Below are 13,034 nucleotides of genomic sequence, written 5' to 3' on the forward strand. Positions count from 1 at the left end.
TACGACCATTCAACTTTATTTTCGGGGTTTCACGCCGAATATTCATCTTTTGCTTTTGGAGACCGCCTTCATAGACGCACTATCATTATAGTGACCTCCGAACAAGTAAATCGCTGCTCATTTCCTCCCGATTTTTTAATAATTCTTCATTCTCAATGACAGCCGCTAGCAGGGCGAGCGCCAGTCCCTGACCCCAGCCCTCAGCCCACCTCTTAGGCACGTTCAGATAGCCCTCCAAATTATTCATCACGGCAGTCCCGCCAGATACGTTAAGTACTCTGCCGTTAGCAGCTATATTAGCAAGCGTACCATCCAGTGCCTTTTGGATATATTTGGTGTGCAAGGGGTTTCCCATGTTCAACATACCTGCTGCTATTCCGGCTGTCGCTGATACCTCACCGTAGGATTCCGGAGCGTCTAGAACGGTGCCCCAAAGGCCATCCTCCCGTTGCAATACTTTGATTGCCGAAAGCTGATTACGCAATGAACAATTTACATGCATAAAAGGTGGATACAGATACCCTTGCGGCAGCACTTTACTTACCCGGGACATCGTGTAGGCTGCCCAAGCATTGGCACGCCCCCAGTAAATCCCGGACATGTGATCCCTTTGTAAGTTGTTATAGCCGTGGTACCATAAGCCGGAATCCTCGTTCTGCAAATAATTAATATGCCAGTAATACTGATGCAGCGCATCGTCAATAAGATGTTTCTCTCCCAGCATGACCCCTACACGCAGCAAAAAATAGGCTGCCATGAACAGCGTGTCCGCCCAACACTGCTCCGGGAAATCATTTTTGACAGACACTGTATGCTGAAGCACCCGATCTCCGAAACGCAGCGCATGGTTCTCAAGGTAATCTACTTTGCTTAATATGAGATCGAGGTACTTCTGATCATTCGTTTCTTCATAGAGTGTAATCAACATATGTCCCATAGCGCATGTATTCACTGTCCATGAGGGTAGTCCAACTTCTAAATATTCATCGCAATACTTTGCCATTCGTTCAAGGTAAGCCTTATCACCAGTAGCTTCATATGCACGGCTGATTCCATAGAAGGCCACTCCACATGGCCAGTCCCAAGTCAGATCCATACCGAGTGTGTAGTCTACCATTCGGTCGATCGTATGTTTAAGTTCGGACGAAGCTGATGTAATCTTTAGCATGAATATTACCTCCAACTGCTATAGATACCAAGGCCCCCGCTCAAAGCAGGGGCTCTTGACCATATCGTATTTTACTTGATGTTACCAGCGTCAATTGCCGCTTGTTTCTCGTCTAGTATCTCTTGGTAACCTGCTTTAAGATATTCTTGCTTGGCTTTCTCATACGTCGCGTCAAAATCACTCTCAGAAGCGACAACGCATTTCACATACAGTTCCTGGAAAAGTACATTAAGATCAGCTTTATACTCACCAACCGTTTCGAGCACAACACTGAACAGAGCGTCTGGTGTGCGGTATTCCGCTACCCGATCATAGTTAGCCATAAGTTCCGTCCCAAGGGACTCATAGCCCGCAGGCGACCAGTTAGCAAGATATGACTTCCGGGTTAATTCTGGAGTAGAATACTGTGCAACTTCAGTAACAAGAGCCCAATAGTCTTTATTATTGTTTTTGGACAGTACGGATTCTCCTGCGAAATCCGCATTTTTAACAGCAAGACCATCGGCATTTAAGGTGTAGTTTTGACCTTCTACACCGTTCTGCAGGAAGAATAGGTTCTCCGGCTGGCTCATCCATTCCAGATACATCCAGACTGCGGCACGTTCCATGTCTGTCGTTTCGTAATTGATGCCCATAATAAAGCCGAACGGCCAATAGGCTCGGCTTTGCGGTTTGTTACCTTCCGGCACCAAAGCTTCTGCTGGCAGAATTGCGAATTCCGCATCCGGATTGTTCGCCAGTGTAGCGGTGAGTACGTCGGTATTATTCGTAAGATAGGATTCAAAGGTCCCCGTCTTACCTGCTGCAAACTCTGCCTTGGCCTTAGCGTCGTCGTCGCGCAAATAGAATTCTTTGTCTATCAAACCATTATTGAATTGGTAGTTTAGATTACGCAGGTAGTCCTCAGTAGCCTTCGTGGTCAGATCGGCAACGCCAAGATCAGAATAAAGAGCGCGTTCTTTCTCGTCTACCGGCCAGTCGCGGAAAGGATAGTTAAAGATATAGGTGTTCATTCTCAATTTCTCTCCACCAACACCAAGTCCGGCTGCCTTCCACTTAATCAGCATTTCATTATATTTCTCTAAGGAGGTAAGATCCTCCACCTTCATACCAACTTTCTCCACCCAATCTTTACGAATCAGAGTCGAATAGTTATCCGCTTCCGGGCGTGCAGCAAAGAAGAATGCATTCTTCCCGTCAATGACACCGTACTTCTCGATTACTTTAGACATATTGTTCCAATAGGTCGGAGCATAATTTGAAATTTCATTCAAGTCCAGAGGCTGCAACACATCTTCGCCATAATAGGCCAGTGCTTGAGGCATATCATAATGGAAGATGATGTCAGGGGCTTTTCCCGAAGCCAGCAATTGTTCGAAATCGGTTACTTCTTTGCTGCGAGTGATCGGAACGAATTTGACATTAACGTTGTACTTGTCCCCGAATTCCTTCTGAATCCACCGGGTATAGTAGTTATCCGTTACGCTCCAACCTTCATAGGCACGTTCATAGACCGGAATCTCCAAATTAACCTTCTCGGGGAAGCCTTTCGAATAGTCGGCATAACCTCCCTCCGCGCTAGCGCCCGCAGCTGGAGTCGACTCTTTAGGTGTGTTGCTGGAAGTATTGTTTGTACTGTTGTTACTATTCGAACAGCCTGCTAGAACACTTCCCGCCATTATTAAAGCCATCACGATCGATGAAGTTCTCTTTTTCCTCATCATCTTCATTTCCCCCATAAGTGAATTTTCACTTCAAAATAAGGCAAGTTCAATACGGTCCGGAGCTATTCCTTAACAGCTCCTAGCATGGTTCCTTGAACGAAATATTTCTGGATAAAAGGATAGACACACAGAATCGGCATAGTCGCGAAAACAATACATGATGCCTTTAGCACCTCGGGGTTACTCAGTGACACTTGGCTGCCTTCAAGCTGGAAGCTCTCTGTCGACTGAATGATCAGGTAATACAATTTCAATTGCAATGGCCGTAGATCTACGTTTTGTTTGATATAAAACAAGGCGTCCTGATAGGCATTCCAGCGTCCAACCGCATAAAAGAGAGCTATTGTCGCTAGTATCGGTTTGGATAGCGGAAGGACAATACTAAATAAAATTCGAAAGTGTCCTGCGCCATCGATTCGTGCCGATTCTTCCAGGCTTGTCGGTATGCCGCTAGAGATTGCACTCTTCATAATTAACAAATTGTAAGCGCTAAAGGAAAGCGGCAGAATGAGTGACCATATCGTATCCAGCATTCCTAAATTATTCACTAGCAGGTAATCGGGAATGATTCCGCCTTGAAAAAATAAAGGTAACATGAAGATAAAGGTAAACAGAGTCCGTCCCCAGAGCCGAGTACGAGACAGCGGGTATGCAGCAAAAACTGTGATAATCATACCCAGGATAGTGAACGAAACCGTCACAACAATCGACACATACAAGGATCGCAAGATGCTGGCATCAGCAAAAATTTTCTCGTAAGCACCTAGAGTGAAACCCTTTGGCCATAGATAGACCTTGTTAGCGATGACATAGGCGTCTGTGCTAAAAGATTTTGAAATGACATGAAGGAACGGCAGCAGACATACTAACGAAGCGACGATCAGTGAGAACGGGATAAGCACATCCCAGATGTCTACACGTTTTCGGCGATGCACGGTAACCGTATCACTTGCTGCTTTCATGCTTCTCCTCCTTTCTATAATAATCCGTCTTCGCCGAGCTTCTTGGCAATTCGGTCAGCCGCCAGTACCAACACGACAGCGATAGCCCCCTGGAATAAGCCCAACGCAGTCGCGCGGCTGAAATCCCCGTTCTCGATCCCCCAGCGGTAGACAAGTACCGGTATGGTGGTAGTAAACTCGGTCGTAACCTTGTTCTGCAGCGCGTACACTCGTTCAAACGAGCCCTCCATCACCTTGCCCAAATTCAGAATCAGCAAGGTCACGATAGTAACTCGGATCGATGGTAAAGTGATATTCCACATTTTCCGTCCTCGGCCGGCACCATCTACAGTAGCCGCTTCGTACAGTTCCGGGTTAATACCACTGATAGCAGCCAAGTAAATGATAGTTCCCCATCCCATGCTCTGCCAGACCCCAATAGCCAAGTAACTGATCAGCCAGTTGGAATCCTCCTGCAGGAATGGAACTCTATTGAAGCCTAATTGTTCAATAACATTATTAACAAGTCCATTGCCTTCACTAAGTAACTGGTAGGCAAGGGCTCCAATAATGATCCAGGACAAGAAATGTGGCAGATACAGCAGCGTCTGATTGATACGCTTGAAAAATACATTTTTGATTTCGTTAAGCAGCAGCGCAAGCACAATCGGCATCGTGAAGCTAAATAAAAGGTCAAGGGTATTAAGCAGCAACGTATTCCGTAAAGCACGGATAAAGTCTGGCTTATTGAATATTTCATTAAAGACCTCAAAGCCAACCCATTCACTACCCCAGAATCCTCTTGCTATCTTGTAGTCCTTGAAAGCAAGCAGCAGCCCGGACATCGGCGCATACTTGAACACCAGCACAAAAGCCAGCGGAAGCAGAAGCAGCAGATAAAGCTGCCAATCTCGTCTGATGGAATATTTCAACCCGTCACGGTCTGCTCTCATATGCTTTTGTACCGTTCTGTTCTTTGATGAAGCGTTTTCAATTTTCATATTCTCACCCCCATGCATGATTATTTTCTCGCCGGTTTGTGGTTCCTGCTTCGGCGTGATATGTTTGCATCATAGCAGTCGAAACGAATCTTGGTAAATCGCGAGTATTGATTAAGGTAGACACTTTTGATTAATCTCAGTCATTTCAACGAAAAATGCGTACTAATTAATCAATTGTTGTAGATATAAGCAAAAGTAGCGCTAACGCTTGAGGCATTTAACAAGACTGTTGCATCCATAGGTTACGATGTCGCAAGCTTGGAGTTCTTATAACAGCTAGGGGACACACCTTCATACTTGAGGAAGAACCGGTTGAGACTCCGAACATTTAAGTATCCGATCTCTGAAGCAATCTGCGTTATTGTCTGATTAGATTCCAGCAGCAGCTTTTTCGCTTTCTCGATCCGCAGATAATTGATGTAATCGATCAAGCTCTTCCCTGTTGATTCGTACACAATCCTGCGCATATAAGAGTAGCTGATGCCAATCTCTTTAGCCATATCCTCAAACACTATTTCCTCACAGAAATGACTCTCCAGATATTTAATAATCTTCTCGCCGTAATTTACTTCGCTGTTGCTACGTGTCAGGTACTGAATAATCTCACCGAAGAATCCGAGCAAATATTCCTCAAGCTCATCAAGCGTGTCGATGGAGGCGATTATGGAGTAGATATTCCCTCTTCCCGCAAAGATACGAGCCGTATTGATGTTATTCTCTCTAAGGTGCTTTATAGTGACGCCAACCAATTGGTTATAGATAAACATAATGTTATCGTAAGAGATGTACTCAACCCCCAGAATTTCATCCCGGATGATTGCTAACTCTTCTACAATACTGTCGAGGCTGCCGGTCTCCAGAAAATTAATAATTCGTCTCTCGCTGTTGGCAGGGTAAATATATTTTTTACTTCGCTCTGTTTCCTCTTTCCAAAAGGTTATGCTGCCGCTTCCTTCAATCATTCGGAACTTAATGACTTCATTGGCTTCCTCTATGCGGCCCGATACTTCGGAGCTATTCTCTGTCTGGCTGCTTACGCCGATCGTTACGGTATGCCCGAGCAATTGCATTGCTCTGTCCCGTATTACATGAAGTCCTCCATGAATATCATTTAGTTTGCTGTCGAGCTCCTCTTGCCCGTAATTAATCACAATAACGAAGCTGCCTCCCCCTTGATAAACACATCTTGCATGAACCTTTTCCATAAATAGCGCTTCACATTCGTTGATCAACAGATATCGGTGGTAGTTCCGGGCTTCCTGACTGTTCTTATTTACATACCGCGTGTATTGGTCTATGGAAATTACAGCCACTAAGTAGAATGGTTCCGGGAACATTTCGGCGACCTGATTGCTTACTTCACCTTGAAGCAATTTACGTACCGCCAAACTGCGGATATCTTGCTCACGTTCTTGCAGCAGCTTATAAAGGCTTTCCTCCTCCTCTTGCATTCGTTTAAACGCTGTATCCAGAAAAGCCAGTTCATTCCTCTTATCATAATTTCCCCAATTATTTTTGGTCTGGATGGTTCTAACCAGGTCTCGCACCGGCTTAGACAACCAAGTGGCGAGGAAGAAGGTCAACAAGGTTCCTGCCATTATAATGATGGCAGTTATAAAAATGATACTGCGTTGCAAATTGCGTGTTTGAATCATCAAATCGTCTACCGAGTAAAGACTTACATTCCACCATCCGTAAAAATCCGAGCGAGACCACGTATACAGCAAGTGCTCCCCTTCAAGTTCATGGAATGCATAGCCCTCTTTATTTCCACTTTTCAATATTTCTTGAATAAAAGGCTGTTCGCTGCCTTGAGTAAGAAGTAGGCTTTTATTATTATGTGAAATAATGGTGCTATCCGAATCCATTAGCAAGTAGCCATTCTTAGCTGGTTTAGGTGAATTCAGGTGACTCTCAATCTGGCTTTCAAGCAAATTGACTACTATTGTTCCACGTGTAGTAGTCGATAGGCGGGATAACGGCAGCACGTAGGAGACAACATTCACCCCAGAGCTCAGCTTACGCGGGTACCATACACCCTTGATCCCTTTTCGCCCTATGAGAGCCTCCTGTATCCAGTCCGTCGGCTCATACCGATCTAATGTTATAATTCCCTTGTCCGTAGAGACGACATAATCTGCCCCTTCCAGCAAAAAGTATGAGGAATGTACGCCTTCCACACCGTGAATCAAGTTTAGCAACTCTTTTAACACAGTTTGCGCACTGCTCACATAATAATAATTTTGGTTCAAAACTTCGTATTTCTGGAAGCTCCGAATACGATCAAAAATGTTCGTGAGGTTAAAGCGCACTGTATCCTGTGTTAAGTTGTTGAGTGCTTGCTCATTCAGTTTACGGTTCGCATCCAGTTCTGCAAGTGCCGATTTTGCGATAGCGTTCTCCGAATTATGCAGAATCTGCGTACCGCTATACCATGTCAGAATTGCCGTGGGGATGGACATGACGCAGAATAAAATCAACACTAGCTGAAGCAACATAGGTATTCGCTTCATTTGATTCCCACCTTTCATTATAAAGCGCTTACAGTAATGTGGTCGTTTCGAGCAATTACTTCCGTGTATTACGAATACAGTATTATTAATTATAAGGAAACCACATTAAATCGAAATGCAAGTTAGTATCACTTCCATGTCTTTTAGTAATATATTTATCATCCAATTTCCTTTTAACAGCATACTTTTCAGTCCTTGATACATCTAAAAGTAAGCAGACTGCTTTAATATATTTAATAGGGCCTATCCCAAAAGCTAGCCATTGGCTGCTTTTTGAAATAGACCCTATTAAATATATTTACCGAGTTGTCCAACCCTATTTCGTATATTCTTGCGTTTCTGCACAGTCACTTTCACGATCTTGCTTTCTGTCAAACCTGCATCGTTCATACGCTATTCGTAAGTCGCTGCGGTAAGACCAGTAAATAATCGTCACGGCTGCCTGCCTGCGCTACGGCTAGAGAACTCAATTCCCCGATCGGAACCTCTTCGAGAATCACATTTTTTCGAGCGCACTATATTTCTTTTACTCTCGGCATAAAAAAGCTCCCCTTACAGTAAACAGGTTTTAATTATTTCACCTGTCTACCATGAGGGGACCATTCAAGAGCAGTCCGTTTTTTACTTCTTCTGCTTATAAAACTCATGATACAACTTCATGAGCGCCCTCTTCTCGATCCGCGACACGTAGGAGCGACTAATCCCAAGCTCCTTCGCAATCTCCCGCTGCGTCCGCTCTTCCCCACCGTGCTCTAGCCCGAATCTCCCGACGACAACTTCCTTCTCCCGATCATCCAGGATATCAAGATTCTTATAAATCTTGCTCTTCTCGATCTTCAGCTGCACTTTATCCACCACATCATCGGCTTCGGAACCGAGAATGTCAATCAGCGTGATTTCATTGCCCTCTTTGTCCGTTCCGATCGGATCGTGCAAGGAAACGTCCTTCTTCGTCTTCTTCAAACTCCGCAAATGCATAAGTATCTCGTTCTCAATACAACGGGCGGCGAAGGTCGCGAGTTTCGTGCCTTTGCCCTGCTGGAAGCTCTCGATCGCTTTGATCAGGCCGATCGTGCCTATGCTGATAAGGTCCTCCAGATCCTCTCCCGTGTTATCGAATTTTTTGACAATATGGGCTACTAAACGAAGGTTATGTTCTATAAGTAGATTTCGAGAATGCTGATTCCCTTCGGCCATGAGCTGCAGGTGCTTAAGTTCTTCTTCTTCATGCAGCGGCTGAGGAAAAGCGTTGTTCTTCACATAGGACACGAGCATTGTCAGCTGCTTAATAAACAAAGCAATCGCCGCGAATAATCCAGGCATTTGTTAGGGCCACCTCCATGCTGATTTGGCGCGAGTAATGCGAGATGTCCCGCGCTTTCCCTGAGGACTGTTCTATAGTGTATGTGGGCGGTGGCCTATCCGTGCCTGTACTGAAGTGATAAGCATTTTAATTTTAGCCGTTGTTTCAACCTCCTGTATTAGAGGTTAATCTGAATCTCTACACCACATCTTAAATCCCTCCGATGACTCATAGGTACTTAATTGACCCAATGCGAACCTTAGTCCATTAATTCTCCCTTTATCGTAATCATTTATTACTTCTCTCGTTAACACTTGATCAATTTCATCTATGCAGGCTTGTCTAATTTGATTTATCCACTGACTCATACATTGTCTCCATTTCTTGTGTTCTCCAGATGCCGCTAAGTTGATCTATTTGCCATTCCAGATGCCTCATGTATTCAATCATTGAACTCCTTGTTCTAGGCGTAACAAAACCAGGAACACCTTTTAATTCGACGCTTATCATATTCTCAAAGAGGCTGCTTTTCTTTTCAATTGGCCTGCAGCGAGTATCTCTGTACTTTTCAAGTAGGCCTCGCACTGCTTTCCATTTTTCAAGAGCAATACATAACTTGGCCAGATTCATGAAACGCGTCTCCTCCGGAATATGAGGTATCTCCGGGGCCTTCTTGTTTCGTTCAATAGTCAATTCAAGCACTTCAATGTTATGGTCCACTTCATTTATTAACTCATCCATGAAGCTGTCCTCCACTGGGCTACTTCTTCCTTTGTAAGTAAGCCCTCTTCATTTTCTCTAATTGTTCGAAATAAGCTGTCATTTGTTCTTCGCCGAATCTTTGATGCTCTACACGTTGACACCATTCATAACCAACGCTTAGAAGTAAATACCCCTCATTTCGATTGTCTGGATCCATGCAGAAATCAACTTCGATTGGGCCTGTTTCAAGCACTTTCTGAAACCATTGTTTCTTAATCGCTAGTGGACACGTAAAGATTTCCTCATCAACCACGATACCAGTTGTAGTTATGAGGGCTTTCTTCATTACTAAAGGCAAACTCAAACTCACCACCCACATAGGAACATTTGTTCGCATACAGTTATCATTACCATTTAGCAAAAAAATAAACCGACTGAACCTATCCAGTCGGTTTCACTCTATAGTTTTTGGTTTTAAGTAATGCTGTTAGCAACAACCCTCACCTTCATTTCTCTTCAATTGGCACTATAATCTTCGTGTTTTTATAGCCCTTATGTAGTAACATAAAGCTCCTCTGAAGAATAACACCGGTCTGCTCAGAATCGCTCTGTAATGCCCCCAGATGTCCTATCACAGTCAGAACCACATGATCGTCAACGTATCTAACCAATATCTCATCAATTAATGTATCAATTACAAAGCGTTTATCATTTATAGCCAGTTGTTGACCACCTTGCTCAATAAATTCCGTAACCTTCTCGGTGATTTCTAAGATAGAGTTGTTGGTTACTTGCTGTTGTCGAGAGGCTTTTAACTGGCTGCTATACATGTTTAGATTTTCGTTTAAGCTATCCAAGGTTTTTCTGAGGCTTTGAAACTCCGCAAGCATTTCCTCTTCGTTAATAATACCATGTCGAAATAATGTCTTTACTCGCTCGATCTCAGCCTCCTTCTCATGAATGTCTCTTTCGACAATAGCAACTGCATTGTTTAACTCCTCATATACCAATTCCGAGGTGGCCTGAAGTTGTTCAGTATAGTCTGCAGGATTTGACAGGAATTCCATAACGAGATCCCACAGGTAACCATCCAACAGGTCGCCACGAATGGTTTTGGCTGGACAACGCTGAACGCCTACTCCGTATCGCTTTGGGGTATGGTTGGGACAACGATAGCACGTATACTTACCATTTCGTCCGGTGTACGTGGTTGCAAGCCATTTACGACCACAAAGTGCACATTTCAATATTGACTTGAGAAGGTATTCGTATTTGACATTCCCAGCCCGTGTGTAGTTGTTTTTTCGCTGCTTTTGTGCTAATTCAAACACACTCTCGTCTATAATTTGCGGTATAGGAACCATAAGCCATTCATCCTCGTTACGTATATCATAGATCTTTTTTGGATTTCCGCCCTTTGTCTTTACCCCCTTGACCTTCTTATATCGTCGTCGATTATAAAAGTACTTCCCGAGATATATTTCAGATTTAAGTATTCTCAGTATGGAGCTCGCTCCCCAGTTTTTGCTTTCACCTCGCTTAGGCATAACTCCCATCTCGTATAAACGATCACCAATCTGGCGATATGTAAGCCGATCATGGATATACCATTCGTATATTTTCCGAACAACATCGGCTTCTTCTTCATTAACAACAAGCGTTTGAGCAACTTTATCGTAACCAAAGGGAGCAACCCGCATTGGCATGACCTTTTTCTCTTTCTCCACGGCTCGAAGCCTTCCTCGGACCGTACGTTTCTTTATTAGAGACAACTCATACTGGGCAATAACGCTCATTAAGTTGAAAAACAGAAGTCCTTCAGGTGTTGTCTGATAATCCGTATCGACAAATACCAGTTTAACATTGTGCACCTCAAACTCACGGCAAATTAATAGCTTGTCCGTCAGGTCACGTGTTAGGCGATCTGGATGGGTTACGATTACATGCGAAATGTTTCCAGAGGCTACTTCGCTTCGTAGTCGATCCAAAATTGGCCGATCAATATCCTCACCACTAACACCTTCCTCTCGATATACCAAAGGTGTTCCAGATGAACTAAGTCCTAGCTCTTCGATTTTCTTCTCACAAAGCTGTATCTGTACATCGAGGCTGCCTCCCTCACTAACTTGCAGACCAGTTGAAACTCTGGCATAAATTGCAATGTTCTTCAATTTGACCTCCATACATAAACACGGAAATGGATTAAACAACTACAGAACATTTGTTCGTATACGTTATTTCCCAATATTATTAAAATAAACCGACTTTACTCAGTCGGTTTCGAAAGAAGCTTTCTAATAATAAACTCAATGACCTTTTTCTTTGCATCAGTAGCATCATTCTTAGTGGACATACCATTACTCTTTATCTTCGACTGTAGTTCCTCCTTGCTCAAGTTTCTCTTCATGATCCATCCGTACCTCCTCTTCCTTCATCCATAATTCAATTAGCTCTAGTGCTCGCTTTCTACTAGCAGCAGCGCCTATATCTGACAATAAAAAAACCTCCTGATATCTCGATATCAGGAGGTTTTCCACTAACGCACTTACATTCACAATTGTATTCAAATGGATATTTTAGGCTAATTTGATGAAGTTAGAATGAAACACGAAGGTACTTTCATTCCTCTTGCACACAATTGCTACATTTTTCTTAGAAGGGAAAACATTATTCAAAAACCCCAAATAACACTCATATCGCTCTTTTAGAGCAATCAGAATTTCTTGGAATGCAGCAAGGTTGCCTTTTTCATTAGCAAATTCAAATAGATAATTTCCCTTCTGATACTCAATTCGTAAGAATAAAGGTTCATACATACCAATTTTCAATACTTGCCCACGAACCCAATAATCATTTCTCGAGTCATTTTCAATAACAGATATTAATTCAATGACACCATTTATTTTGGGATAACCTGAGTTATAAAATTGATGATTTTCCAACGAATCATCTACCTCTTCATTTTCCAGCAATTGAGGTGTAGTACGATAATAAACAGCTAATCTAGCAATTAGTTCAGTGGGATTATTTACATATTTCTTCTGGCGATATTTCTGGAGGCGATTTTTATCTAATTCTATTGCTTCAGCAAGAGCCCGATAGGGCAATTGAGTTGAAAGAAATAAAAAAAGACTCCGCGACTCTAAACTCAGACGCTTTAAGAAAAGGGCATAATGCTCTGGTCGTTTTCTCAGTTCTAGGTTGGTTACCCACTTAGAGTTATCCATATTTCTCATATATTCTTTTTCAGCATTTTTAACTCTATTAATAACATCTAGCGCCTGTTCATATGCCCTTTTGATTTCATAATCAGGTTTATTTAATCTTGGATCAAATTCCATATCTTATCACCAAGATTATTTTAGCCCTACTCCTTAATAATCTGTTACTTTTATCCAAATGAATACATAACCTAAGCATTATCACCTTGTCATTAAACAGACTTAGAGGGTGATGCGGCGATGCACACTGGAACTCATCCTTTTCTTGTATTCTTTTGAATATAAGCGCATTGTCACTTAAACAGATGTTCAAACTGTTGAAGATAACATAATCAACAAGATTAAACAAGTTATTCACACCATAGTACAATCCCGCTCATAAGTAGGATGTGGTTTGTTCTTCATATGACATGAAAATGAGATATTGATTACTATTTCATGATTAAAATGAGCATTTATAC

Annotated in this window: 11 protein-coding genes; all 11 read right to left on the reverse strand. The window is 42.9% G+C overall.

Annotated features, from left to right (window positions below; genetic code table 11):
• Positions 1–85 precede the first annotated feature (85 nt).
• Positions 86–1,168 carry a glycoside hydrolase family 88/105 protein gene (locus FHS18_RS00930; protein WP_183595979.1) on the reverse strand — a complete coding sequence of 361 codons (1,083 nt, stop codon included), beginning with the start codon at positions 1,166–1,168 and terminating at the stop codon, positions 86–88.
• A 71-nt stretch (positions 1,169–1,239) separates the two neighbouring features.
• The gene (locus FHS18_RS00935; protein WP_343060345.1) at positions 1,240–2,892 is read right to left on the reverse strand and encodes a type 2 periplasmic-binding domain-containing protein; all 1,653 of its coding nucleotides are present in this window, start codon (positions 2,890–2,892) and stop codon (positions 1,240–1,242) included.
• Positions 2,893–2,954: 62 nt separating this feature from the next.
• Positions 2,955–3,854: a carbohydrate ABC transporter permease gene (locus tag FHS18_RS00940; protein WP_183595981.1), complete on the reverse strand. Its 900-nt coding sequence runs from the start codon at positions 3,852–3,854 to the stop codon at positions 2,955–2,957.
• Positions 3,855–3,868: 14 nt separating this feature from the next.
• The gene (locus FHS18_RS00945) at positions 3,869–4,786 is read right to left on the reverse strand and encodes an ABC transporter permease (protein WP_409348529.1); all 918 of its coding nucleotides are present in this window, start codon (positions 4,784–4,786) and stop codon (positions 3,869–3,871) included.
• 290 nt (positions 4,787–5,076) lie between these two features.
• The gene (locus tag FHS18_RS00950; RefSeq protein ID WP_183595985.1) at positions 5,077–7,347 is read right to left on the reverse strand and encodes an AraC family transcriptional regulator; all 2,271 of its coding nucleotides are present in this window, start codon (positions 7,345–7,347) and stop codon (positions 5,077–5,079) included.
• A 621-nt stretch (positions 7,348–7,968) separates the two neighbouring features.
• Positions 7,969–8,670 (reverse strand): RNA polymerase sporulation sigma factor SigK, encoded by a 702-nt coding sequence (gene sigK / locus FHS18_RS00955; RefSeq protein ID WP_183595987.1) that lies wholly within the window; start codon positions 8,668–8,670, stop codon positions 7,969–7,971.
• A gap of 322 nt (positions 8,671–8,992) precedes the next feature.
• Positions 8,993–9,391 carry a hypothetical protein gene (locus FHS18_RS00960; protein WP_183595989.1) on the reverse strand — a complete coding sequence of 133 codons (399 nt, stop codon included), beginning with the start codon at positions 9,389–9,391 and terminating at the stop codon, positions 8,993–8,995.
• 19 nt (positions 9,392–9,410) lie between these two features.
• Complete coding sequence (locus FHS18_RS00965; RefSeq protein WP_183595991.1) at positions 9,411–9,716, reverse strand: hypothetical protein; 306 nt, start codon at positions 9,714–9,716, stop codon at positions 9,411–9,413.
• Positions 9,717–9,858: 142 nt separating this feature from the next.
• On the reverse strand, positions 9,859–11,523 hold the full coding sequence (locus FHS18_RS00970) for a recombinase family protein (protein WP_183595993.1): 1,665 nt from the start codon (positions 11,521–11,523) through the stop codon (positions 9,859–9,861).
• A gap of 186 nt (positions 11,524–11,709) precedes the next feature.
• Complete coding sequence (locus FHS18_RS00975; RefSeq protein WP_183595995.1) at positions 11,710–11,847, reverse strand: hypothetical protein; 138 nt, start codon at positions 11,845–11,847, stop codon at positions 11,710–11,712.
• Between the two features lie 81 nt (positions 11,848–11,928).
• Positions 11,929–12,693: a hypothetical protein gene (locus FHS18_RS00980; RefSeq protein ID WP_183595997.1), complete on the reverse strand. Its 765-nt coding sequence runs from the start codon at positions 12,691–12,693 to the stop codon at positions 11,929–11,931.
• Positions 12,694–13,034: the final 341 nt, after the last annotated feature.

The organism is Paenibacillus phyllosphaerae (assembly GCF_014192105.1).
GTDB classification, from domain to species: Bacteria; Bacillota; Bacilli; order Paenibacillales; family Paenibacillaceae; genus Paenibacillus_Z; species Paenibacillus_Z phyllosphaerae.

Bases quoted from the DNA above. Each gene is read 5' to 3' on its own strand.
- FHS18_RS00930 (WP_183595979.1), bottom strand. From the start codon at position 1,168: ATGCTAAAGATTACATCAGCTTCGTCCGAACTTAAACATACGATCGAC.
- FHS18_RS00935 (WP_343060345.1), bottom strand. From the start codon at position 2,892: ATGATGAGGAAAAAGAGAACTTCATCGATCGTGATGGCTTTAATAATG.
- FHS18_RS00940 (WP_183595981.1), bottom strand. From the start codon at position 3,854: ATGAAAGCAGCAAGTGATACGGTTACCGTGCATCGCCGAAAACGTGTA.
- FHS18_RS00945 (WP_409348529.1), bottom strand. From the start codon at position 4,786: ATGAGAGCAGACCGTGACGGGTTGAAATATTCCATCAGACGAGATTGG.
- FHS18_RS00950 (WP_183595985.1), bottom strand. From the start codon at position 7,347: ATGAAGCGAATACCTATGTTGCTTCAGCTAGTGTTGATTTTATTCTGC.
- sigK (WP_183595987.1), bottom strand. From the start codon at position 8,670: ATGCCTGGATTATTCGCGGCGATTGCTTTGTTTATTAAGCAGCTGACA.
- FHS18_RS00960 (WP_183595989.1), bottom strand. From the start codon at position 9,391: ATGGATGAGTTAATAAATGAAGTGGACCATAACATTGAAGTGCTTGAA.
- FHS18_RS00980 (WP_183595997.1), bottom strand. From the start codon at position 12,693: ATGGAATTTGATCCAAGATTAAATAAACCTGATTATGAAATCAAAAGG.